The organism is Rhodomicrobium vannielii ATCC 17100, from assembly GCF_000166055.1.
GTDB lineage: Bacteria > Pseudomonadota > Alphaproteobacteria > Rhizobiales > Rhodomicrobiaceae > Rhodomicrobium > Rhodomicrobium vannielii.
In genome coordinates this window covers 516763-539318 of record NC_014664.1, presented here as the reverse complement: position 1 = coordinate 539318, position 22556 = coordinate 516763, and the positions used below count along the sequence as shown (strand labels likewise).

The window sequence follows — 22556 nt, the reverse complement described above, 5'->3', positions numbered from 1 at the left end:
CCGCGCGTGTAGCTCAGCGGTAGAGCATCCCGTTTACACCGGGACGGTCGGGAGTTCGATCCTCTCCGCGCGCACCAAAGCGCTTTCTTGGCATTGATTTATCAGGTTTTTTTGGACGGCGGGACAGGCGGTGGGGCACCGCCGGTCATCTTCAGGCAGCGGCGCTCAATCGCGTCAGCGCCGCCGTATCCCTCGCGAGCACCGCATCGTAAAACGCGAGCCATTGCGCCGTCACGGCGTCGGGCGTGAAATCGCGCTCGTAGGTCTCATAGCCGTTAGCGACGAGCGCCGCCGAAAGCGCGTCGTCCCCCAGCACGCGGGCGAGCGCCGCGCGCAGCGCCTCCGCATCGTCGATGGGCACGAGCAAACCGTTGATGCCGTCCGCCACATGCGCGGCGGGACCGGCGCTTTTCGCCGCGACGAAGGGAGTCTTCGCGGCCCAGGCTTCAAGGATGACATTGCCGAACGGCTCGTAGCGCGAAGGCAGCACGCAGACATCCGCCGCGCGGAGCAGCGCCGAGCGGTCCGTTCGCCAGCCGAGGAAGCGCACGCGATCCGTCAGCCCGAGATCGGCGGCGAGCGCCTTCAACTCCGCTTCGAGTGGCCCGTCGCCCGCGAGCCACGCATAGACGCCCGGGAGCCCCGCCACCGCGTGCAGGAACGTGTCAAGGCCCTTCTTCTGATGCAACCGCGACAGCGTGAGCAGCACCTTCGCATCGGCGGGTGTGTCGAGCGCGGCTCTATCGGCGGCGGGCAGCGGCGTGATCGTAGGAAAGGTTGGGATGTAATGCGCGCGTTCCGGCGCGACGCCGCTCTTCACCATGTGGTCGCGGATATCGCGCGTGACGCCCACGATGCGCTCGCAGGCCGTGAAATGCGCAGGATCGTAATAGCCGCCGAACCAGCCGATCACCGGCTGCGCGCCCTTCGACGCGAGGCTCGCCGCGCGCCGCATCCATGTCTGCACCACGTCGGGCTTCTCGCGCCCGATGAGGCGGCGGATCAGGAAGCGCTGCGCGGGCGCGAAAGGAAATCGCAGCACCTCTGGCGCAAGCCGGACGCCTGCCGCTTTCAACTCGCCGAAGCGGCTCTGATCCTCGCGCATCACCACGCATTGATCGACGCCCGCTTCATGCAGTTTCATGATGACGTCGCAGGCGTAAGTCTCCGCGCCGCCGTTGGCCTTGCTCGTCATGATCTGGAGAATGCGCATCGGTTCGGCCTCTTTCTGCGTCACGCGGCAGCGCGGGCGGGTGCGCCGTCGAGCACGGAAAGCACTACCTCGGCCGCTTTCGCGCTCGGCGTGCCTTGCGCCAGGAACATCCGCTCGCGGATCTTAGCCAGCGCAGCAAGCTGCGCCTGCCGCTCCGGCGTGTCGCCGCTGAGCAGCGGCGCGAGCGCGTCGGCAAGTTTCAGCGCCGTGCAATCCTCCTGAAGAAGCTCGGGAAACGCATTTTCGCCGAGTACGAGGTTCGCCAGCACCACCGAATGAACCTTGAGCAGGAAGCGGAGCCGCGCGGCGAAAGGATCGACGCGATAGGCGACCACCATCGGCGTGCCCGCAACGCCGAGTTCGAGCGTCACCGTGCCGGACGCCGCGAGAGCCGCATCCGCAAGCCGGAACGCGGTGAACTTGTCCTCGTCGCCTTCGAGCAGGTGCGGCTTGTTCGGCCAGTCCGCGATGGCTTTCTCGATCATGCCGCGGACATGCGGCACCGCAGGCAGCAGCATCGAGAACGGCCCGATCTTCTGGCCGAGCGCCAGCACCGTCTCGCCGAACGGCTGCATCAGGCGCGACACCTCGGATGTGCGACTGCCGGGCAGGACGAGCAGCACGGGGCGACCCGGCGCGATGCCGAGCCGCGCGCGAAACCTCGACGTATCGAGGCTGTCGATCCACGGGGCGCGCTCGATCAGCGGATGGCCGACATAGCTGCATGGCGGGCCGCCGAGCCTCTCATGCGCGGCAGGCTCGAACGGCAGCAGCGCCAGCAGACGATCCACATAGGGCCGCATCTTCTTCGCGCGCCCCGGCCGCCACGCCCACACGCTCGGACTGACATAATCCACGATCGGAATGTCCGGCCGCTGACGGCGAATGCGCTTCGCGATAGGATGGGTGAATTCCGGGCTGTCGACGATGATGACGGCATGCGGATTATAGGCGAGCGCCGCGTCCACCGCGCGCCAGACGCGCCGCACGAGCTTCGGCAATCGCGCGAGGATCGCGGCCGGTCCCATCACGGCGACATCCGACATCGGAAAGATCGAGGCGAGCCCCGCTTCGTGCATCTTGTCGCCGCCGACGCCTGCGAACTCGAACGCGCCTTCGCCCGCCTGCGCCTTCAGCGCTTCCATGAGCTTCGCGCCCAGCACGTCGCCCGAGTGCTCGCCCGCGACGATAAAGATGCGCCTTGCCTCAGCCATGAGTCCTCCGGTCAGCTTGGCGTCACCCTATGGCGGTGATTTCGGGCTGTCATGTGGCAAGCGGCGCAGCCCACAGGGGGAAGCGGCGCAGCCCACAAGGAAGCGGCGTCGCCCACAGGGGAACGGCTCCCACGCGAAGGGAGGCGGCGCAGCCGACAAGAGAGCCGCGCCGCCCTCGCGACTCAGTCCGCGACCTCCGCTTTCGCGAGTTCCACGTCGAGCCACTCCATCGCATCCACCGGCGCAAAGCCCGCCGCCTGCTCGTAATGCTGCGTCGCCTCGCCGAGCTTCGCCTTGCCGAACAGCATCGCGAGCCCGTTCGCACACTCGATATGCGCGACGGCGTAGTCGGGCGCGAGCTTCAGCGCGGCCTCGTAATGCTCAAGCGCGGCGTCCTTGGTCGCGCCGAAGGTGAGGCGCGCCGCCATGCCGCCGACCTTGTTCACGACGTTCGCATGAAAGGCGCCCAGCGCGATATGCGCATCCGCGTGCTTCGGCTCGATCTCAAGGGCGCGTTCGAGCGCTGCCTTGATCTTGCCGCCATGGCCTTCCGCCAGCGCCTTCGCCACCGAGATGCCCTGACTGTAGCGGCCGAGCGCCTGCGCGTAGAGATACCAGCCGTTGGCGAGGTCCGGCGCGGCCTTCTGAAGATTCTCGGCACGGTGGACGACATCGAGAAACAGCGCGAGCTTCGCATCGTGGTCGTGTTCGAGATAGGTGGCCTGAATGTTCACCGCCTTGTTCGCGACGTTCGCGCCGATGAGACCGAGCGACCCGCCGAGCAGGAACGCGTCCTCGAAATCGCCGCGATGATACGCCCGCCACGCATCCTGAAGGATCGCCGCCGTGTCGCCCGCGTCTGCGTCCGGCGCGAGTGCGGCATGGGCCTTCACGAAAGCCGCATCCGGGAACGGCTCGCGGTCGCCGCGATGCAGCCACGCCCAGTTCTTTTTCAGCAACTGACTGGAATACTCGAAGGTTTCACCTTCGTACCGCTTCCACTTTGTTTTCTTCGCCATCATTTTTGTTTCCTCCCTTTTTTATATAGTGCCCTGAAAGCTTGTCGAAATGAGCGCGCTCCTCTTCGCGCAAATATGGAGCGGCGAGCGAAAGACACCGCGCGACACCCCTCGCAAGAGTGTCGCCATCCGGCTCGGCGCGCGGGTTGAGAACGAAGGCGTGACACAGCCACCACGTCGCGACGAAAGCCATACGCTCAGCCAGCGCACGCGTCTCGGCGGCATCGACGACGAGCGCGCCAGTCGCCGCCAGGCCGCTGAGCAGCGCTTCCGCCGTGCGCGTCTGCTCCTCGATCACGCGACGGATCTGCTTTTCGATGAGGCGGTGACGAGACAGGAGCTCGATAAGGTCGCGATAAAGGAAGCGGTGCCGGAGAATCGTCTCGAAGGTGAGATGCAGGAAAAGCCAGAGGTCGTCCGCCTCTACAGTGCGGCCACCCGGCAGCGCGAATGTTGCTTCGATCTCGACGAGAAAATCCTGCACCAACTCGTCGACGATCCTGTCCTTCGACGGATAGTGATAGTGCAGATTGCCATGACTGATGCCGACGTCGGCGGCGATGGCGGATAGTGTCACGTTCGGTTCGCCGAAGCGGTTGAAAAGCAGAAGCGCGGCGTTGCGGATGCGCGCGCGCGTCTGGCGTTTCGGCTTGTGCTCCATCGCGGGCCGCCCCTAAGGCCCATCCGCGGCGCGCAGCGCGGGTTCCAGCCTCGCCAGCGCGTCGGACAATTCCTGCAAGGCCGTGCCGAGGCGTCTGCTGCTGTCCTCCGGCGGCAGAAGCGTGAGGCTCGTGTCGCGTAGCACCGCCTCGTTCAGCGAAAGACCATGCCTTGCGAGGATCGGCTTCAACCTGGAGGCGCGGGCGCGAAGATCGGCGCGGGTTTGCTGATAGGCGTGCTCGCACAGTCGCCGCCGGTCCGCATAGCTGAAGACGTTGGTGAAGAAGATCATCGCATCGTCGCGGCGCGGCTCGAACAGCACAATGTCGGCTTCGGGATACTCATGCCGGTAGCGGTCCATGCCGACCTTCATGCGCGAATAGATCAGCGAGCGGATGGTCTGCGACATGACGGTGACGAAGCCGCCCTCCGCGAGACTCTTGATATCGACGTCCGGGTGCGGATCGTCGGCCTTGAACGGCACGAGCGGATTGATCGCGAACAGGAGGCGCACCCCATCCCTGAGCGCGGCTGAGGCGTGCAGCGTCTTTTGCAACGCGCCATCGACGTAATAGCGGCCATCGATCAGGACCGGCGGAAAGAACCCCGGCAGCGCGGCGCTCGCCTCCACGGCGCTCGAAATGCGCACGTGATCGAACCCCTCCGCGCCGAAGGTAACGAGTTCGGAGCGGTCGAGATCGGTGGCGACGATATAAAGCTTGCGCTTCAGATCGCGGAAGTCGTCCGTGTGGCCTGGAGCGGCCGCGAGCCTTTGCAGGTAATCGCGGATGGGTTTGCTGTCGAAAAGCCCGCCCGGCAACGCCTGCGAAAGCCGAAGAAACGACTCGAGCACGCTGCGCCGGTTCGGGCCGCGCACGTAATTCGCGATCGCCGATGCGAAAAGCGGCGGGAGCATCGCGATGCGCTTTGCATACTCGCCGAACGCCGGTTTCATGAGCACTTCGGGCTCGAAAGGGTCGTCGGCCCGATCCGTCTCGATGAAAAGCTCGTGCATCTCGCGCGGCGTCATGCCGTTCGCCAGCCCGGCCGCGAAGAATGCGCCCGCGCTGACCCCGACATACACGTCGCACTCGGTGAGGCGCAGGCCGCAGAGCGCCTCGTCGAGCGCTATGAGCGCACCGACTTCATAAATGCCGCCGAGAGGGCCTCCGCCCGCAAGCGCCACCCCCGTCCGCAGCGGCTCGGCGCGGACGTTTCGAGTTCTACCGACCATGGCGCATCAAGAATGCGCGCGCGTCGATGCCTTTTTGGTGGCCGACTTCTCAGCATCCTCGGCGACGGTTTTCGTCTTGCCGCTGCTTTCCGCCTCCTCGTCGAGTTTCGCCGAGAGCTTTTCAGCCACCTTCGTGAGTTCGTGCACCCGCTTCGAGAGCGCGTCGATGTCGTTCTTCGTCGGAACGTCGAGGCTGTGAAGCGCGCGAGCGACGCGGTCGACGAACACCTGTTCGAGCTTGTCCCAAGTGCCGGTCGCCTTCGTCTTCACGTCGGAGATGGCTTCCTGCGCCTGCTTCGACGTGCGGTTCTGCACCGCCTCGCCTTCCTTCACGAGCGCTTCGAAAAGTTTGCCGCCTTCTTCCTGCGCCTTGGCAAAGGCACCGAGGCCCGCTAGCCAGATGTTCGACGCGGAATCACGGATCGTTTGAACGAGGTGGGTATCGCTGCCTTCACCGGCGAGTTCGTTGAGTTTCTTTCCCATTTTATCCTCCCATTCCTTCGCTTTGCGAATGGTTGTATGTATTCGTATTTATAATCTGCGCGGCCTGAAAGTCGATTGACCTCAATCAAACCATTCTAGGCTGTTCTGCCTAATCATTTAGTGGGACGGGCGACGGCGGGAAACATGCCGCGCCCGAGGGAGGGATCCATGATCTATTTCGTTACGGGTGCGAGCGGCTTCATCGGCAAGCGGCTCGTCAAGGCGTTGTTGTCCCGGGCCGACGCCACCGTCTATTTCCTGATGCGAAGCCCGGACCCGGCGCGGGCCGATGTCCTGCGCAAATATTGGGGGGTGACGGCGAAACGCGCCATCGCGGTGCAGGGCGATCTGCTGAAACCCGACCTCGGCGTGTCGGCGAAGAACGCGCATGCGCTGAAGGGCAAGGTAGACCACGTCTTCCATCTCGCCGCCGTCTACGATCTCGACGCCGACGCCGAAATCGAGACGCGCACCAACATCGAGGGCACGCGCAACGCTGTCCGCTTCGCGGAGACGATCGGCGCACGGCACTTCCACCACATGAGTTCCATCGCCGCCGCAGGTCTCTATGAGGGCACGTTCCGCGAGGACATGTTCGAGGAGGCGCGCGGGCTCGACCACCCCTATTACGCGAGCAAGCACGAGTCGGAAGGCGTCGTGCGCCGCGAATGCTCGGTGCCCTGGCGCGTTTACCGGCCAGGCATCGTGGTCGGCGATTCGAAGTCCGGCGAAATGGACAAGATCGATGGGCCCTACTACTTCTTCGGCCTCATCAAGAAGATCCGGGGCGCGGTGCCGCCGTGGATGCCGCTCGTTGGCCTCGAAGGCGGGCGCATCAACATCGTACCGGTGGATTTCGTCGTCGCGGCCCTCGACCATATCGCGCACCAGCCGGGCCTCGACGGGCGCGCGTTCCACCTCACCGACCCGCATCCGCATCGCGTCGGCGACGTGATGAACATCTTCGCCCATGCGGGCCACGCGCCCGACATCAGCATGCGCATCAATGTGGGGCTGCTGCGCCTCGTGCCGCCGGGCCTCAAGGCGGGGCTGTCGTCGATGCCGGTGCTGCGCCGTCTGCAAGCCGCGCTGCGCAAGGAACTCGCGCTGCCGAAGGACGTCTTCACCTTCCTCAATTACCCCACGCGGTTCGATTCGAGCGAGACTCAGGCGATTCTCGAACCGGCGGGCATCATGGTGCCGCGCCTCGACGATTACGCCGCCGCGATCTGGGATTACTGGGAGCGCAAGCTCGATCCCGATCTCATGACGGCGAAGACGCTGCGCAAGAAGCTGGCGGGCAAGGTCGTGCTCATCACCGGCGGCTCTTCGGGCATTGGCAAGGCCACGGCGATGAAGCTAGCGGGCGCGGGCGCAACCGTGCTGATCGTCGCGCGCGATCCTCTGAAGCTCGAAGCCGCGCGCGAGGAAGCCGCCGCGAAAGGGCTCACGCTCCACACCTACGCCGCCGATGTGACGCACGCCGATCAATGCGACGCGCTGGTGAAGCAAGTGCTCGGCGAGCATGGCGGCGTTGACGTGCTCATCAACAACGCCGGCCGCTCGATCCGCCGGGCGGTCGCCGATTCCTACGACCGCATGCACGATTTCGAGCGCACGATGCAGGTGAATTACTTCGGCGCGGTGCGGCTAACGCTCGGCCTCTTGCCGTCGATGGTCGAGAGGGGCGACGCGCACATCATCAACATCTCGTCCATCGGTGTGCTGACGAGTGCGCCGCGTTTCTCGGCCTATATCGCGTCCAAGGCCGCGCTCGAAGCGTGGACGCGTGCGGCGGCGGCCGAGTATTTCGAAAAGGGCGTGCATTTCACCGTGGTGAACTTCCCGCTCGTGCGCACGCCGATGATCTCACCGACGAAGATCTACGACCACGCCTCCGTGCTGACGCCGGATCAGGCGGCGGAAATGCTGGCCGAGGCGATCCTGCACCGCCCGGCGCGCGTTGCCACCGGCCTCGGCGTGTTCGGCGGCCTTGTCGGCGCAACCGCTCCCCGGCTCGGCCTGCTCGTCAACAGCGTGTTGTTCCAGCTCTTCCCCGACACGGCGACGAAAGGAAACGGCGCCGCCGCCGACCGTGCGCCCGAACAGCACCTCACCGCCGAGCAGGTCGCGTTCTCGACGCTATTCCCCGGCGTTCATGTGTGATGGGCGGCGGCAGCTCACCGATAAAACTTCCACATCCGCTCCATCGTCTTCGCGATCTCCTCGCCGGGCGGCTCGAACGGCTGGAGGTTGATGCGGATGATGCCGTCGTGCCCCATCTTCCACGGCAAGCGCATGAGAAGCCGCCAGATCGGCAGCCGCCGCCAGTCCGCGATGAGCGCGCGGCCGAGCGGCTCCCGCAGCTTGATGTGAAGTTCCTCCATGTCGAGCGTGCGCACGGAAAATGACACGAACGTCAGTTCGCCGATGGAGCGCCAGGCGATGAGGCCGAGCCCGTCTATGAACAGGCCGTACTGGTTCGCGCCGAGACGCGGACGGCTCTCTGTGAAAGGGAAGAAATAGTACGCCGAGCACCCCGCGAGGATTGCCGTGATCGAAAGCAGTTCGTAGCCCCACGTCAGCCACGCGGCGAACGTGGCCGCCGAAATGAACGCCAGCACGTGGAAGCGCGGCACCTCGGTGCGCGAGTAGGGAAGAATGAACCCGTCCTGCAAGTAGTCTGGAAGATCTGGCCGCCGCGCCATGAGCACACCCGTTTGACAACGATTGAAGTGTTTTCGCCTTTGATGGACTCAAAAGCGCGCTCCAATGTCTTGTTTGAGCATGAATTATCCCAAAACCGGCGTTACCCTTTTGCGGATCATGCTCTGAGTGGTCCGATACCGACATTACATCCGCTTGCAGCACGCTCGCGAGCAATTTCGGAACAAAAAGGGCCACTCAACTATGAGTCTCCTGGAGCTTCTGAATTGACATTCGAGCGAGATCTCGCAGCAATCGGGACTCAAATGTCATTCGCTCCACACAACGTCAGGGCACGGCGCGAGACGCGATGCCGTCGCGGCGGCCGAAGGGGCCGTGACGCATTCCACCGGATCGTGCCGCCCAATTAACGCGATCTTAACGCACCGAACGCACTGCGGGAAGCACATAGATACATCCCGAGGACGCCGCCCCACGCCACGCCATCCGCGCAGCAGGCGTTACCGGCCCGTCTGCGCGCGATGCCTGAGCCAGTGGTCCGCCAGAACGATGGCCATCATCGCCTCCCCGACCGGCACCGCGCGGATGCCAACGCAAGGATCGTGCCGCCCCTTGGTGAGGATCTCGGCGTCGTGGCCCTGCGTGTCGATGGTGCGGCGCGGCGTGAGGATCGAAGACGTTGGTTTCACGGCGAAACGCGCGACGATGGGCTGCCCCGTCGAGATGCCGCCGAGGATGCCGCCCGCGTGATTCGACAGGAAAACCGGCTGGCCGTCTGGACCGATGCGCATTTCGTCGGCATTATCTTCGCCCGAAAGTGCGGCAGATGCGAACCCCTCGCCGATTTCCACGCCCTTCACGGCGTTGATGCTCATGAATGCGGCGGCGATGTCCTGGTCGAGCTTGCCGTAGAGCGGCGCACCAAGGCCGGCGGGCGCTCCTTCCGCGACCACTTCAACCACCGCACCGCACGATGAGCCAGCCTTGCGCACGCCGTCGAGATAGGCCGTCCAGCGCTCGACGATGCCCGCGTCGGGGGCAAAAAACGGATTGCGCTCGACCTCGGCCCAATCCCAGCGCGCGCGGTCGATCTGCTCCGCACCGACCTGCACGAGCGCGCCGCGAATGGCGATGCCCGGCACAACCTTCCGCGCAACCGCGCCCGCCGCGACCCGCATCGCCGTCTCGCGCGCGGACGAGCGGCCGCCACCGCGATAGTCGCGGATGCCGTATTTCTCGACATAGGTGAAGTCCGCGTGGCCGGGACGGAACTTGTCCTTGATATCGGAATAGTCCTTCGAGCGCTGGTCCGTGTTCTGGATTTCGAGCGCGACGGGCGTGCCCGTCGTCACCTGCACGCCCGCCTCGTTCGGGAAAACGCCCGAGAGGATGCGCACGCGGTCCTCTTCCTGCCGCTGCGTGGTGAAGCGCGACTGGCCGGGGCGCCGCTTGTCGAGGAACGGCTGGATGTCGGCCTCGGTCAGCGGAATGCCGGGTGGGCAGCCGTCGATCACGCAGCCGATGGCGGGGCCGTGGCTCTCGCCCCACGTGGTCACGCGAAACATATGGCCGAAGGTGTTATAGGACATCTCTGCTCCTCGCCCCGTCAGGAGCGGCAATATCTCGCGCCAGCGGACACTTTCCTCTCGCAACCGAGAGCCAGTTTGCGAATCATGCTCAATTGGCGTCGGCTGGAAACCGTTTCAACGCCGAGTGGCGTTGCGCCGGATCGACGCCGCTCACAGCCAATGCAGCGCGCCGCCCTCGATCAGCAACACCTTGTCCTGCGGGACATCGAGCTTATGCATGTCGACTGGGCCGAGCTTCATGAAGTGCGCCCGCACGACGCGGCTCGTGCCGCCATGCGCGACGACTACCGTGTCCCGCTTTATTTCCGCGAGCCACGACAGCACCTGCGCCGTGTAGTCGCGAAACGACTGCCCGCCGGGCGGGGCCTTGTTCCAGCGATCCGCCTCGACGCTCGCATGCAGATCCATCGCGATCGCGTCGATCTCCTCGCGGTTCATGCCTTCCCATTCGCCGAAGCTGATCTCCTTCAGGCGATCGTCCGTCTGATATCCGGCTGTGGGAAGCCCCATCGCGGCGCGCATGATTTCCATCGTCTGACGCGTTCGAAGCAGCGGACTGGAGATGAAATCGAGTCGCATCTTGTCGCTGATCAGCTCGTTGAGCACGCCGCCGTTGCGCAGCGCCTGCACGCGACCGGTCGCGTTGATCGGGATGTCTAGCCAGCCCTGCACGCGGCGCGCGGCATTATAATCGGTCTGACCGTGACGAATGAAATATATGAGGGGCATGTCTCGCTGTCAGCGCTTGCAGGACAGGCTGACGCGGGCCTGCGCTTCGTTAAGGTTCGTTTCCATCAGGTTGATCTCGCACTCGACGTCCTGACTGCGGAAGACCTTCCGCTCGCCGAATGCCAGGCCGAAGCCCTGCCGGTTCACCGCCACCTTCACCTGCTTCGGCCCGATGGCCTGAAGCGCGAGGCGCACGCCGATTTCGTCATACTGCTTTTCCTGATCCTTCTTCAGCATGACGTTGTCGTAGAACACAACGGCGGCCGGTTCCTGACGCGTGCTCGGCGAAACCGAAATAGCGGCGGCCGCGGGTGCGCTCACCGTCTGCGCCACCGGCGCGGAAGCCGGCGCGGAGTAAGACGCAAGTTGCGTCTGGCATTTGCCGAACTGCTCCGTCGCGGCGAGGAGAAGCTGCCGGATCTGCGCGAGATCGGCGCCATCGGCAGTCGCGCCGCCGCTCTGACCGCTCGCGAGCCGAGCCTTCAGCGATTCGATCGACGCCTGCAAAATCTTGATTTGGTCGACCACGGAAACCTGCGGCTTGGCCGCCTGCGCGCTGATCGTGGCCGAAATCGCGCGAACCTCTTCCACCAGTGCCTTAGGCGTTTTCGGCTCCGCGTTCTGAAGCGAAGCGAAGCCCGTGCGGACTTCGTCGACCACCCTTTTCGTGCCGCTGTCCTGCGCCTGAACCGCCGTGCTCAGCGAGCGGATTTCGTCCACAAGAGCTTTCGGCGCTTTCGGCTCCTGCTTGTCCATCTTGAGGGCAAGGCCGCGAACCTGCTCGCGGATATCCGTCAGCGCGTCGGAATAGTCCGGCGCCGACGCCACGGCACGCTCAAGCGCGGGAGATGCGGGCGCCGCAACCGCATGAACCTTCGAGACGTCGGCCTTCACGCCGTCGAGCTGACGGGATAGGGCGCGGATTTCGTCGATGACAGGCTTGGACGACGCGGAAGCGTCCGCCGCCGGGGTTGCGACCGGCTTGGGCTGTTCGGCGGCGAGCGCTTCGATCCTCGCGGACAAGGCGCGGATCTCATCGGTGACGGGCTTCAACGAAACCGGCGCGCCGCCCGAACCGCTCGCAACCGAAACCGGCGCATCAGCGAGATAGGTCTTGATTTCGGCGAGGTTACTGCGACCGGCGGAATAGCCCGCGTAGAAGCCGGCCGCGCCCGCTGTGACAAGCGAAATGACAGCGGATGCCGCCACCAGGGTCAGCGCCTTGAACGGTTCCATACTCACCTCGCGCCACATCGGCGGTCGCGCCCGCCGCAAAGCCAGTTTTACTGAAGCCTAGCTATTGGACTGAATCACGGCGATATCGGGAGCATCCTCCGCTTTCATGCCAACGACGTGATAGCCCGCGTCGACATGATGCACCTCTCCCGTTACCCCTTTGCTGAGATCGGACAGCAAATAGAGCCCTGCGCCGCCGACATCCTCGATGGATACCGTCCGGCGGAGCGGCGAATTGTATTCGTTCCACTTCAGGATATAGCGGAAGTCGGCGATGCCCGAAGCCGCGAGCGTCTTGATCGGCCCGGCCGATATCGCGTTCACGCGGATCTTCTGACGGCCGAGATCCTCGGCAAGGTAGCGCACGCTCGCTTCAAGCGCGGCCTTCGCCACGCCCATCACATTGTAATGCGGCATGACCTTTTCGGCGCCGTAATAGGTGAGCGTGAGGAGTGAGCCGCCGTTCGTCATCAGCTTCTCGGCGCGCTTCGCAATCGCCGTGAATGAGTAACACGAGATGAGCAGCGTCTTCGAAAAATTATCAGCCGTCGTATCGACATAGCGGCCGTCGAGTTCTTCCTTGTTGGAATAGGCGACTGCGTGCACGACGAAATCGAGGCTGCCCCAATCTGCCTTCAGCGTTTCGAAAACCGCATCGACAGAGGCGTCGTCCGTCACGTCGCACGGCAGGACGTGCTTCACGCCGACTTCGGCCGCCAGCGGCTCAACGCGCTTCTTCAACGCATCGCCCTGATAGGTAAACGCCAGTTCCGCGCCCTGGTCCGCCGCAGCCTTGGCGATCCCCCAGGCAATGGACCGATTGTTTGCGATGCCCATGATCAGGCCGCGTTTTCCGCTCATCAAAGGTGCTGTCTGGACCACGTTCGTTCCCCGATATTAACGGTGACGCATCCTACACATTAAGCCGCTCGCGTAAAGTGATAGCTTGGCGGGTGCGGACGCGATAAGTTCGGCCGTCGTTGACGCGGCGCGGGCGAGTTCGTTTGCGTGTTTACACGCCGGGCTCCAAGCGGAGCGCGTCTGCGACCAACCCCGGACCCGAAAAATGACCTCGACGACTGACGGCGATTTCACGCAGGCGAGCGATCCCCTGCCCCTCTTCGATGCATGGTTCAAGGAAGCCGAGCGGAGCGAACCGAACGATCCCAACGCGATGACCGTCGCCACCGCCGACCCGAGCGGCATGCCGAACGCGCGGATGGTGCTACTGAAGAGTGTGGATGAGCGCGGCTTCGTGTTCTACACGAACTTCGAGAGCACCAAGGGGCGCGAGCTTCTCTTGAATCCGCAAGCGGCGCTACTTTTCCACTGGAAATCGCTGCGCCGTCAGGTGCGTGTGCGCGGCACGGTCGAACAGGTGAGCGCGGAAGAGGCCGACGCCTACTATGCCTCGCGTCCGCTTGGCAGCCGCATCGGCGCATGGGCGAGCAAGCAGTCGCGACCGCTCGAAAGCCGCGCGGCGCTCGGCGAGGCCGTCAAGCATTTCGGCAAGCTGTTCGCCGGGATCGAGCCGAAGCGTCCGCCCTACTGGTCCGGCTTCCGCGTGGTGCCGCTGGAGATCGAATTCTGGCAGGACCGCCAATATCGCCTCCACGACCGCATCGTGTTCCGGCGGGAGGGTCGCGGCGCAGCCTGGACGAAGACGCAGCTTTTTCCATAGGCGGTCGTCACTCCAAACATAAAGCTTGACGCAAGCTTGGCGCGTGACCGTCCCCGATTCGTTCTAGAGAACGATTCGACAACATGGCCGGCAATTTCGAGGTTATGCCGAGCCAGCTTGCTTGCGAGCCTGCGAAAACGGAACGCAAATGTTGGAAACAAGCCGCGAGCATGGGTTATAAGGAGGCGGCGCGTCGTCGCGCCATCCGCAGTTGAGAGCATTTTTTCGATGAAAGTTACGCAGTCGTTCCGGTTCGAGGCGGCACACCGCCTGCCCTTCGTAAAGGACACTCATCCCTGCCGCCGAGTGCATGGACACTCCTATCGGGTCGAGCTTCAGCTCGAAGGGCCGGTCGATCCGGAAACCGGGTTCGTCGTCGACTTCTTCGACATCGAGGCGGCGTTCGGCCCGCTGCTCAAGCGGCTCGACCATTATTATCTGAATGAAGTCGAAGGGCTGGAGAACCCCACCGCCGAGAACATCGCCGCGTGGATCTGGGACCGCGTGAAGGACGCGCTGCCGCAACTCACCGCCGTGCGCGTTTACGAAACGCCGGAATGCTGGGCGGAATATAACGGCGCATAGCGCGCGCGTCGTCGCCCGCCGGCGGTGCGATAACCGGCCTCACGTTGCGCGCCGACGTTGATTTTTGCATTTCGAGCACCGTCTTGCTATACCGTGATGCATCTGTCACCAAACCGTCATCGCGGCCGATTCCCATGCAAGAAGCTCCGAGAAAACAGAACGATATCGGCGGTTCGCCCGCTGGCGCGATCGAGTTTACCGGCCGTGAGTCGCTGCCCTGGCAAGATCGCGTCGAGGCGCTGCTCACGCTCGTGCAGCATCCCGCGCGCGGACTGTTCACGCCGGACGACATGCGTCGGCGCATAGACAACGCCGCCGCCGAGGGCGCGACCTATCATGAACGCGCGGTCGTGGCGCTGGCGAATGCGTTGCTCGAACGCGGCGTCATCTCGGGCGACCAACTGGCGGATGCGCTGGAAGCAGTCTCGAAACAGGGGCGGCCATGAGCCAGACGACCATGAGCCAGACGATCATGAGCCAGACGATCATCACCGATAACGAAGTCCCTTCCGACGCCTCGGCAGAAGCGGAGACACCGGCGGTGCTGGTGCCCGTCGCGCCTTCGATGCTGCCGGTCATCAAGGGCAACGAGCCGCGCTTCGGCACCGGCGACACCGTCCATGTGCGCCGCGTGATCGGCCCGGCCTATACCCGCACGCCGCGTTACGTCATGGGCGCCAAAGGTACCATCTCGCGCGCGCTCGGCGAATTCCTCAACCCCGACGACATCGCCTATGGCCGCTTCACGCCGAAGAAGATGCTCTATCGGGTGCGGTTCCGGCAGGTCGACCTGTGGCCCGACTATAAGGGCCCGCCGAACGATACTCTCGAAATCGAGCTGTTCGAGCACTGGCTGACGCTCAATCCGAAAGACAAGACCGATGATCAACTTCCTTGGTATCGTAGGGTTGCGCCGGGTCGGCGGAAGCGCCGGGCCTGAGCACGGTTCAACGTCGCGGGCGATCGCGACAACATCGACAGTTGCTCCGCTTGGCTATTACGAAGCGCTCGAAGCGGCGTTGAGCGAGTTGCTCATCGCGAAGGGCCTGATCAAGGCCGTCGACATTCAGCGTGCCGTCGAAGCGCTCGACGCAGGTTCACCCGCCTATGGCGCGCGGCTCATCGCCCGCGCCTGGGTCGATCCTGGCTTCAAGGCGCGGCTTTTCGAGAACGCCAACCTCGCCGCGCGCGAGTTCGATTGTGACGCGGGGCCGGGGCGGCTCATCGTCGTGGAAAACACGCCGCATCTGCATAATCTCGTCGTGTCCTCGCTCGGCGTATCCTTTCCACGCGCGCTGCTTGGCCGTGCGCCTGCGTGGTACGAGAGCGCCGCGTACAGAAGCCGCGCCGTGCGTGAGCCGCGCCAGGTGCTCGCGGAATTCGGCGCGGACATCCCGAGCTATGTCGAGGTGCGCGTCCACGATGCGGCGGCGGACCACGTCTATCTCGTCCTGCCGATGCGGCCCGCCGGAAGCGAAGCCTTTCTGGAAGAAGACCTTGCCGCCCTCGTCACGCGCGAAAGCATGATCGGCGTGCAGGTGCCGCGCCTGCCCGGCCTGTTGCCGAATGACGGTGCCGCGTCGCAAGTCGAGGCTTGACGCAGGTCTCAGCCGCGCAAACTGACGCCGGTATGCTCCGGCAACGCTCGTTATCGCACGCCAGGTCTTTGTTTGCGCGAGATTGTCCGCTTTTGCGGATCATACCCCAGTGCTCTGGCGCATACGGTTGGTCCACGTTGCCATACGCGCTCAAGCAGAATTATGCGCGCGTCAAGCACGAGCAACCAAGATGACTGTGCCGCCAGCGGGCGCGAATCGTAACATTCACTGCTCTAGCACTTGCGGAAAAAGCGGTACGTATCCGGCGCGCTCATCCAGATGAAATCGGGCGTGAGGCCGCCATGACGGTTGATCCAGCCCATGATATCGGGCGCATAGCCTGCTCGCAGAATGTCAGTGCCTCGCTGCCTTTTGGCGAGATGAAAGCCGAAAGACGCGGCAGGCGTGACACAGATACGACTGCGCGGTATATGGCGCAGAAGCACGGTACAGGCCGATTGACACGGACCAATGATGCGGACATTCACGCCCCGCCGCGCGAGCCCGGCCCAGCGTTGATCGTATGCCACCACCGATCCACCGTGATCGTCGTAAACGTCGATCGTCTCGGCTGTCGCTTTCGAACACCCCGCACAAAAAACGACGGCAACGGCAAGCGCGCCCAACACCGTCGCGGCTATCTTCGGATAAGGCATCGTCCGCGGCAAAATGCATTTCATGGAAGTGTCCCCCAACGTGCGGCTTCCAATCAGCCTATCCAAACCGGGCCCGTCACACATCCCGCGATCGGATGAGATCGGCGCGTGGCAGAAGCCGCCTAAACCCTCCCAGACCGTAACCGCGCGGCATTTGGCGGGGAATCGCTCCGACATTGAGCCGAAGCGATCCCGTTCCGCCAGAATTTTTGATTTAGGCCCCGCGCCTCGTGAAGCACGCAGGCCTCGCGTTACAGCACGAGCGCTTGCGCGATGTCCTCGGCCTTGCGATTGGCGGCGGCAATGTCGCCTTCGATCTTCCGTTCTTCGGTCGAAAACGCCGCAAGCCTGTCTTCCTGGGTTTTCAGGAGATCGAGATAGCGGCGCCCGAGATCTGTCCCCTGCCCTACGCTCGCGAGGTTCTTGCGGATGCGGTCCTGATCGTCGGCGATCTTCTTGCGCTCGCCGTCGATTTCGTCTTTGCGGCTGTTCAGCTTCGCGAGGGTGTCGACGACGACGCCGAGCTTCGCAACCGTGTCTTTCAGCGCGGGCGACGCATTTTCCAGCCCCGAAAGCGTCGCCACGATCTCGTCGGGCGAAAGCGACGTGAGCACCACGGTTTGGAAATCGACGCGCTCGCGCGATAGCGTCGTCCGCGTCGTTTTGCCCGCGGGCGCGCTCACCTTTTGGCGAAGCCGCGTCGCGGTCTCCTCGATATCCTTCGTATCGGCCAGCGGCTTCCACCCATCGGCGCGCGGCTCGTCGATGATCACCTCGCGGTCTTCGGTGGCGGGCGGCGTGATTTCGTAGTCGATGGCCCAGCGCGATTTGGTGGTCAGCGTCAGCGTGCCGCCGACCGCCTTGCCGAGACGGGCACGCGTCACGCCATGGTCGATGCGGCGAATGTCGGTGCGGCCGTCGAGCGCGAAGGTCACGAAGCGCGTCGCTCCCTTCGGCAGAAGCGGAAGCTGCGCGTCGCCTGCGAAGTTCGCCGCGCCGTCGCTGCCCGACTCGAACGCGGTGATGATGCCGCCAGGCAGCGCCGAAGCGCCATCATTCGTGAGGCGCACTGCCGCCAGCGGATGACGTTCGTTCGTGTCACGCTGATAGATGAAGGTGCGGGACGCGCTGACATCCGCATCGACGAAGGGCACCATCAGCGTCGAGCCGGAGGCAAGCGTCACCTTGCCGGGGAAACGATAAAGCACCTGCGTGGCGGCTTCCTCGGCTTCGGGGGCCTGCGCGGCCGAGCCCATGGTCTGCGGGACATAAAGGTCCGCCTCGCCATCGGCTTTTTCCATGGCGGCCATCGGCGCGGGCGCAGCGCGATAAGCCGGAGCGCCCGAACGCAAAGACTTGCGCGCCTCGGCTTCATCCTTCTTCGGCACGATGCGCACCCCAGCCGAGACCGGAATTTCCGGCCGGTCAACGAAAACAGCGGTGTAGAGCTGCTGCTTCAGCGCGACCGGATTGCCTGACACGAGCGTCAGTTCCACGTCCTTCCAGTCGCCGCCGGTGAGGTTTTCGAGCACGCCCCAACCTTGCAGGCGCGCCTTGCCGCCATCCTTCGGCAGCACGAGTCGATAGGCCGTCTTCCACACCGGCGCGGCGACCACATAGCTGAACGCCGCCGCCTTCGCGTCGCCTGTCAGCGAGATCGAAAGCGTGCGCAGATCCTTGGCGCGGTTGCCCGCGAGGCCGGTCAGCGCCTTGTCCACCTGTGCGCGTGTCGCGGGATCGGCGAAGCGCAGCGCGGTGAGGTCTTCGAGGATCGCCTGAACCATGCCTTTGGGCGTCAGCAGCGTGAGGCGATGGCGGTTGACGACGCCGCCATTATTGGGAAGCTGTGCCGCTTCGTCTTCGACGCGGAAGATGCGGCCTGCGGCATTCACACTGCCTTCAATTTCGACCTCCGCGCCGACCAGCGCGTTGAGGAGCGCGGCTTGCGACGCGAGCGCGGACTGATCGAACGGGAGATCGCGGAAGAGTTCGGCGAGCGGCGTCTTGCCGGGCAGGCTTACGGCCCCGAGCGTCCCCGGTGCCGCGAACAGGGTGAGGCTCTTCAGCACGTCGTCGACCTGATCGACACGAACGGGGAGCGACAAGGCCGCGCCCGGAGCCACCTCGCCCGCATGGGTGAATTGAGCGAGCCCGCTCGAAGACAACACGACTCGTTTCAGGGGCAGTTCCGACGCTTCCGCCATGGTGGAAAGTCCTGCGAATATTGCGGCTACGATTATCGGTTTCATGGTTTCGATCCAGGCAATTGCAGTGATGAACACGCCGGCAAAGTGCTCCGCGAAAAGGGTGCGACTGGGGCGAAACAGCGGAAGGTAGGGGTCTTTTGGTGGCGCTCGGCGGGGTGGGCATGATGACTCGGGTGCGCCGTTGCAGCGTCGGGTTGCCGCGCGATGAGATGCGCCCCTTCCTCAACAGCAGGGGACGAAACAGGTCGCAAAAAAGGCGCGGAGATCGTTCCGACCCCGCGCCCGAAATATCCGCTCACCAGTCGGATGAGCGTTGTGCCGCTTCTGGCTCCGCGTCGTTCTAGCCGCCGAGTCGTCCGCTGATGTGCGACAGCACGAAATAGATGCGTCCTTCTTCCGAAGCAAGCCTCGACTGCACGCTGCCACCGCGCGGGTCGCTGCGGCTCAGATCCTGAAGCATCTTCTCGAAGTCGCCGAGGTAGCGCTCGACGATGGAGCGGAACGTCTTGTCTGTCTCGTAGCGACGCAGAACGCGGTCGACGACGCCCTGCGCCTGACGGTTGTAAAAGCCTCGCTGCTTGAGGATTTCCGTTTCGCCACGCTTCAGGCGCTGCCAAACTTCCATCACACGCCGCTCGTCGATGCACGCCGCGATGTCGCCCATCGTGAAGTCGGAGCTAAAATCTGCCGCTTGAGGAGCGGCGGCGGGACGCGGTGCGAAGGAACCGGGAAGCCCTGCCTGTTCGTCCTTGTCGAAGAAGCTGCCGTCGTCTTCGGAGGCACGGGCGAGCAAATCGCCGAGGCTCCAGCTACCGCGCCGCTCAGCTGCGGGAGGCTCCTGATAGACAGTCTGCACGGGCTGCGGTTGCGGCTGGGGAGGGACGGGAACGGGATCGGGCAGAGCCTGGCGCGCTGGCGGCTGCTCTGGCCAAAGGGCCTTTTCAGACGGCGGCTGACCGAAGTCGTAGCCCTGACGCTGCGCTCCGAACGAAGGGTCTTGTTGCTGCTGTGGCGGCAGTTGTTGCTGCTGAACCGGCTCGCGCCTGTCGGGCGTGGAGACCGCGCTTGAATAGGCATGACGGTTGGCGAGATCGGAAAGCGCGTCGAGCGCCGAAAGCTGATCCTGAAGAGCCCGCCGCATCGCGCCAGCGCTTTGCTTTGCCGTTTCCGGCAAGCCCTTCGCGTGGCGCTGCAGCTCGTTCTGTGCCGTTTCGAGATCGACGGTTGCACGTCGCGTATTGTCGCGAACCACGCGCGTCGTATCGGAGAACTTAGAAGACAGCGCGGTAAGCTGGCTCGAAACCTGATCCGAGAGCGACGTGAAGTTGGCCTGCAACTCGGACACGGCCTTCTGCGTGTGCTCCTGAGCATCGACGCGGAGCCGCTCAATTTCGCGGATGGCCACCTGAGACTTTTCGGCCGAATCCTTGGCCAGAAGCTCAGTCACCTTGCGCGCGCGTAGCTCTGCCTGACTGAGGGACTGCTCCAGCATGTTGGAGTAGCTGTTCATCATGCGGTCGAGTTCGGTCGCACGGGTGGACAGGGTCTCCATCAACTTTGTGAAGGCGACCTGCCGGTGCTCCATCATCGTGTCGACTTTTGCGTTCGACATTTCGAAGGTGCGTGACGCTGTGGCAAGTGCGTTGCCCTGATCCTCGAAGCGCTTCGTGAGGCCGCCGAGCTGCGACACGAGGTTCGCGGACACTTCCTTGAGCACGCGCGCCTGATTTGTCAGAGCTTCGGAGCCGCTGTTCGAGCGGACAGCCAGTTCCTCGACCGCGCGCTGGATATTGACGGAGCTCGACGTGACCGCGCGCTCGATGGACGACGCCTGCCGCGCGAGCATGTGCTCCATCGACCCGGAGTGCTTGTCCAGGGTCTCGCGGATATTCGTCGAATGCTTCCCGACCGACGTTTCGAGCGCCTGCGTACGTGCCGCGAGTGCCTGGTCGAGCTGCTTGGCGCGCTCCGACAGGTTGACTTCGAAATTGTGCGTGCGGCGAGATAGGATCGTCTCAAGACCCTGAATGCGCTCGGCCAGCGTCGTGTCGATCGAGCGCGAATGCTCGCTCAGCACGGTCTGAAGCACGGAGGTCTTGTCGGTAAGCGTAGCGTCGAGAGACTGCGTCTTCTCGGCAAGCGCTGTTTCGAGCGCGGCAAGGTTCCGCGTCGCGCCGTCGATGATGCCGCTAAGGCGCGTCTGCTCCGTGCCGAGCTTTTCGAGGAGCACAGGAATTTCGCGGCCCACGCGCTCGCTCATGCCGATGACCGAGGTCACGAGGCTGTTGCCCTTGGCGGAAATCGCGGCCGCCGTGCGGTCCGATGTCTCCTGAATGGCGCGCGTGACTTCGAGGCTCGAAATGCGCAGCGCTTCCGCAGCCTGCGCGCCATGCTTCGTAAGCTGGTCCGTGATCCGTGCGCCGCGTTCCGCGAGCTTTTCGTCGATGGCTACGCCCGCTGCCGTCACAGCGGCGGTGATCTTCTGGCCTCGGGTCGCGAACGCCTCCGACATGGTGTTGCTGGCGTGGCCGAGTGACTGCGTCGCCTTTTCGCTGGCGGCGGTTATCTCGCGAGTCACCTGCGTGCCGATGCCGCGCAACGCCTCGCTGACGCGCTCGCTGTTGTTCGCCAGCGCCTCGCGTTCGCTCGCAAGCTCATTGATGAGATTGCGGATGCGGTTTTCGTTCTCGGTGTAAGAGCGTTCGAGCGCCGCGACTTCATTATGAACGAGGGCTTCCAGTTCGCCGGCACGGCCGAGCGCGCGGGAAATAGCGTCGTTCATCGCCGCGACCTGACGACGGACCGTCTGGCCCAGCGACGCAACCGACTGCTCCGCCATGCGGTCAGGCTCGGCGAGGCGCACCGCGACCTCGGTCATCGCCGACGACATGAGGCGCAGTTCCTGCGCACGCCAGACGAGGATGGCGAGAAACCAGAATAACGCGATCGGGATCACGACCGTGGCGACCACGCCGAAGACGGCCGGGTTCGCGATCATGTCCGCCGTGGTTTCCGCGCCGTCGAAGCTCTTCTGGAAAACGGCCCACGACACGAGCATGCCAAGCGCGAACCAAACGCCCGACGCGACGAGCGCGATCAGGAATGGAGAACGCGATGGCCTCTGTTGCAGGGCGTAGATGAGGCCGCCAATGGACGGCATGTCATCGTTCGCCGGGCGAGCAGCGACCCGCTTCGCGCCGCCCGAGCGGGCGGGAGCGTTGGACGAGATGTGGACGGTATTGTCCTCTGAATCCGCCTGCATGCGGCGCGGCTGGCCACCGCGCGGGCCAGGCTGCTGACCGTCGCGGTTCGCGGGCGGACGAGCGTCCGACCCTTGGACAGCCGAATTCTTTTCGGGAGCGTTGCCGCCGGAGACCTTTTCTTTCGCCTCGTCCTCAGGCTTGAGGTCGATCGGCGTCTGAGAGATCGCTTGTTTTTGACTCATCAGGCCGTCCTGACAGCATGTGGTGTGACCGAGATTCCGCCTGCGTCGTAAAAAACACATCTTACGACGCTACGCATCGACTCCAGGCAGATCGTCATAGCCCCTCAAAAACCGCTTCGATAAACGTCACGAAATTCCCATCCGATAGCATGGCTAGCGGACTTTTGAGGCTAAAAAAAGATTACCTGAAGACACACATTTTTAATGAAACACCGCAACTTTTCCACTGAAACAACGCGTATTTATCCAGTGTCATAGTGCGATTCGATCCGCGATGATGAAGGCCGAAGCGGCTCGTGCTAGAAAACCACAGGTTTTTTTTTCGGTGGAGGACAACCTC

Annotated in this window: 20 protein-coding genes and 1 tRNA gene; 7 read left to right on the top strand and 14 right to left on the bottom strand. The window is 64.0% G+C overall.

Annotation, left to right across the window (positions count from 1 at the left end; translation table 11 throughout):
• Positions 1-2: 2 nt before the first annotated feature.
• Positions 3-77: transfer RNA gene (locus RVAN_RS02300), tRNA-Val, on the top strand.
• A gap of 74 nt (positions 78-151) precedes the next feature.
• On the opposite strand, the gene RVAN_RS02295 is transcribed toward RVAN_RS02300, so the two are convergent.
• The 6 genes from RVAN_RS02295 to RVAN_RS02270 form a co-directional block, all read right to left on the bottom strand.
• Positions 152-1213 (bottom strand): glycosyltransferase, encoded by a 1062-nt coding sequence (locus RVAN_RS02295; RefSeq protein WP_013418152.1) that lies wholly within the window; start codon positions 1211-1213, stop codon positions 152-154.
• A 20-nt stretch (positions 1214-1233) separates the two neighbouring features.
• The gene (gene lpxB, locus RVAN_RS02290) at positions 1234-2427 is read right to left on the bottom strand and encodes a lipid-A-disaccharide synthase (protein WP_013418151.1); all 1194 of its coding nucleotides are present in this window, start codon (positions 2425-2427) and stop codon (positions 1234-1236) included.
• 182 nt (positions 2428-2609) lie between these two features.
• Positions 2610-3449 (bottom strand): hypothetical protein, encoded by an 840-nt coding sequence (locus tag RVAN_RS02285; RefSeq protein ID WP_013418150.1) that lies wholly within the window; start codon positions 3447-3449, stop codon positions 2610-2612.
• Positions 3409-4107, bottom strand: a complete 699-nt coding sequence (locus RVAN_RS02280) for a TetR/AcrR family transcriptional regulator (protein WP_013418149.1) — start codon at positions 4105-4107, stop codon at positions 3409-3411. Before RVAN_RS02280 ends, RVAN_RS02285 begins: the two co-directional genes overlap by 41 nt.
• Positions 4108-4119: 12 nt before the next feature.
• The gene (locus RVAN_RS02275; RefSeq protein WP_013418148.1) at positions 4120-5340 is read right to left on the bottom strand and encodes a patatin-like phospholipase family protein; all 1221 of its coding nucleotides are present in this window, start codon (positions 5338-5340) and stop codon (positions 4120-4122) included.
• 6 nt (positions 5341-5346) lie between these two features.
• Positions 5347-5823 carry a phasin family protein gene (locus RVAN_RS02270; protein ID WP_013418147.1) on the bottom strand — a complete coding sequence of 159 codons (477 nt, stop codon included), beginning with the start codon at positions 5821-5823 and terminating at the stop codon, positions 5347-5349.
• 168 nt (positions 5824-5991) lie between these two features.
• Between RVAN_RS02270 and RVAN_RS02265 the strand changes: the two genes are divergently transcribed.
• A complete protein-coding gene (locus RVAN_RS02265) occupies positions 5992-7989 on the top strand; it encodes an SDR family oxidoreductase (RefSeq protein WP_013418146.1) in 1998 nt (665 codons plus the stop codon).
• Between the two features lie 14 nt (positions 7990-8003).
• On the opposite strand, the gene RVAN_RS02260 is transcribed toward RVAN_RS02265, so the two are convergent.
• The 5 genes from RVAN_RS02260 to fabI all read right to left on the bottom strand — a co-directional run bounded on the left by RVAN_RS02260 (position 8004) and on the right by fabI (position 12926).
• Positions 8004-8531 (bottom strand): hypothetical protein, encoded by a 528-nt coding sequence (locus tag RVAN_RS02260; RefSeq protein WP_013418145.1) that lies wholly within the window; start codon positions 8529-8531, stop codon positions 8004-8006.
• A gap of 459 nt (positions 8532-8990) precedes the next feature.
• Positions 8991-10079: a chorismate synthase gene (gene aroC / locus RVAN_RS02255; RefSeq protein WP_013418144.1), complete on the bottom strand. Its 1089-nt coding sequence runs from the start codon at positions 10077-10079 to the stop codon at positions 8991-8993.
• Positions 10080-10229: 150 nt separating this feature from the next.
• Entirely contained in the window at positions 10230-10808 is a 579-nt protein-coding gene (locus RVAN_RS02250) for a histidine phosphatase family protein (RefSeq protein ID WP_013418143.1), read from the bottom strand.
• A gap of 9 nt (positions 10809-10817) precedes the next feature.
• The gene (locus tag RVAN_RS02245) at positions 10818-12044 is read right to left on the bottom strand and encodes a hypothetical protein (protein WP_013418142.1); all 1227 of its coding nucleotides are present in this window, start codon (positions 12042-12044) and stop codon (positions 10818-10820) included.
• 57 nt (positions 12045-12101) lie between these two features.
• Positions 12102-12926, bottom strand: coding sequence for an enoyl-ACP reductase FabI (fabI, locus tag RVAN_RS02240; protein WP_013418141.1), 825 nt, complete (start codon positions 12924-12926; stop codon positions 12102-12104).
• A gap of 184 nt (positions 12927-13110) precedes the next feature.
• On the opposite strand from fabI, the gene pdxH reads away from it, so the two are divergent.
• The 5 genes from pdxH (at position 13111) to RVAN_RS02215 (ending at position 15908) form a co-directional block, all read left to right on the top strand.
• Positions 13111-13725: a pyridoxamine 5'-phosphate oxidase gene (gene pdxH / locus RVAN_RS02235; RefSeq protein ID WP_013418140.1), complete on the top strand. Its 615-nt coding sequence runs from the start codon at positions 13111-13113 to the stop codon at positions 13723-13725.
• A gap of 228 nt (positions 13726-13953) precedes the next feature.
• Complete coding sequence (queD, locus tag RVAN_RS02230; RefSeq protein WP_013418139.1) at positions 13954-14310, top strand: 6-carboxytetrahydropterin synthase QueD; 357 nt, start codon at positions 13954-13956, stop codon at positions 14308-14310.
• 134 nt (positions 14311-14444) lie between these two features.
• Positions 14445-14756, top strand: coding sequence for an SH3-like domain-containing protein (locus RVAN_RS02225; RefSeq protein WP_013418138.1), 312 nt, complete (start codon positions 14445-14447; stop codon positions 14754-14756).
• A complete protein-coding gene (locus RVAN_RS19455) occupies positions 14753-15250 on the top strand; it encodes an SH3-like domain-containing protein (protein ID WP_013418137.1) in 498 nt (165 codons plus the stop codon). The genes RVAN_RS02225 and RVAN_RS19455 overlap by 4 nt, the downstream gene beginning before the upstream one ends.
• Entirely contained in the window at positions 15192-15908 is a 717-nt protein-coding gene (locus RVAN_RS02215; protein ID WP_013418136.1) for a nitrile hydratase subunit alpha, read from the top strand. The genes RVAN_RS19455 and RVAN_RS02215 overlap by 59 nt, the downstream gene beginning before the upstream one ends.
• A gap of 233 nt (positions 15909-16141) precedes the next feature.
• On the opposite strand, the gene RVAN_RS02210 is transcribed toward RVAN_RS02215, so the two are convergent.
• From RVAN_RS02210 to RVAN_RS02200, 3 genes are all read right to left on the bottom strand, one after another.
• Positions 16142-16564, bottom strand: coding sequence for a hypothetical protein (locus tag RVAN_RS02210; protein ID WP_245258021.1), 423 nt, complete (start codon positions 16562-16564; stop codon positions 16142-16144).
• A gap of 251 nt (positions 16565-16815) precedes the next feature.
• A complete protein-coding gene (locus tag RVAN_RS02205; RefSeq protein WP_041788044.1) occupies positions 16816-18813 on the bottom strand; it encodes a DUF4139 domain-containing protein in 1998 nt (665 codons plus the stop codon).
• 298 nt (positions 18814-19111) lie between these two features.
• Entirely contained in the window at positions 19112-22216 is a 3105-nt protein-coding gene (locus tag RVAN_RS02200; protein ID WP_013418133.1) for a hypothetical protein, read from the bottom strand.
• Between the last annotated feature and the right edge of the window lie 340 nt (positions 22217-22556).

Coding starts and splice junctions, on each gene's coding strand:
- lpxB (WP_013418151.1), bottom strand. CDS start 2,427: ATGGCTGAGGCAAGGCGCATCTTTATCGTCGCGGGCGAGCACTCGGGC.
- RVAN_RS19455 (WP_013418137.1), top strand. CDS start 14,753: ATGAGCCAGACGACCATGAGCCAGACGATCATGAGCCAGACGATCATC.
- RVAN_RS02265 (WP_013418146.1), top strand. CDS start 5,992: ATGATCTATTTCGTTACGGGTGCGAGCGGCTTCATCGGCAAGCGGCTC.
- RVAN_RS02260 (WP_013418145.1), bottom strand. CDS start 8,531: ATGGCGCGGCGGCCAGATCTTCCAGACTACTTGCAGGACGGGTTCATT.
- queD (WP_013418139.1), top strand. CDS start 13,954: ATGAAAGTTACGCAGTCGTTCCGGTTCGAGGCGGCACACCGCCTGCCC.
- RVAN_RS02285 (WP_013418150.1), bottom strand. CDS start 3,449: ATGATGGCGAAGAAAACAAAGTGGAAGCGGTACGAAGGTGAAACCTTC.
- RVAN_RS02270 (WP_013418147.1), bottom strand. CDS start 5,823: ATGGGAAAGAAACTCAACGAACTCGCCGGTGAAGGCAGCGATACCCAC.
- RVAN_RS02225 (WP_013418138.1), top strand. CDS start 14,445: ATGCAAGAAGCTCCGAGAAAACAGAACGATATCGGCGGTTCGCCCGCT.
- RVAN_RS02245 (WP_013418142.1), bottom strand. CDS start 12,044: ATGGAACCGTTCAAGGCGCTGACCCTGGTGGCGGCATCCGCTGTCATT.
- RVAN_RS02250 (WP_013418143.1), bottom strand. CDS start 10,808: ATGCCCCTCATATATTTCATTCGTCACGGTCAGACCGATTATAATGCC.
- RVAN_RS02215 (WP_013418136.1), top strand. CDS start 15,192: ATGATCAACTTCCTTGGTATCGTAGGGTTGCGCCGGGTCGGCGGAAGC.
- RVAN_RS02280 (WP_013418149.1), bottom strand. CDS start 4,107: ATGGAGCACAAGCCGAAACGCCAGACGCGCGCGCGCATCCGCAACGCC.
- RVAN_RS02295 (WP_013418152.1), bottom strand. CDS start 1,213: ATGCGCATTCTCCAGATCATGACGAGCAAGGCCAACGGCGGCGCGGAG.
- aroC (WP_013418144.1), bottom strand. CDS start 10,079: ATGTCCTATAACACCTTCGGCCATATGTTTCGCGTGACCACGTGGGGC.
- RVAN_RS02210 (WP_245258021.1), bottom strand. CDS start 16,564: ATGCCTTATCCGAAGATAGCCGCGACGGTGTTGGGCGCGCTTGCCGTT.
- RVAN_RS02205 (WP_041788044.1), bottom strand. CDS start 18,813: ATGAAACCGATAATCGTAGCCGCAATATTCGCAGGACTTTCCACCATG.
- pdxH (WP_013418140.1), top strand. CDS start 13,111: ATGACCTCGACGACTGACGGCGATTTCACGCAGGCGAGCGATCCCCTG.
- RVAN_RS02200 (WP_013418133.1), bottom strand. CDS start 22,216: ATGAGTCAAAAACAAGCGATCTCTCAGACGCCGATCGACCTCAAGCCT.
- RVAN_RS02275 (WP_013418148.1), bottom strand. CDS start 5,340: ATGGTCGGTAGAACTCGAAACGTCCGCGCCGAGCCGCTGCGGACGGGG.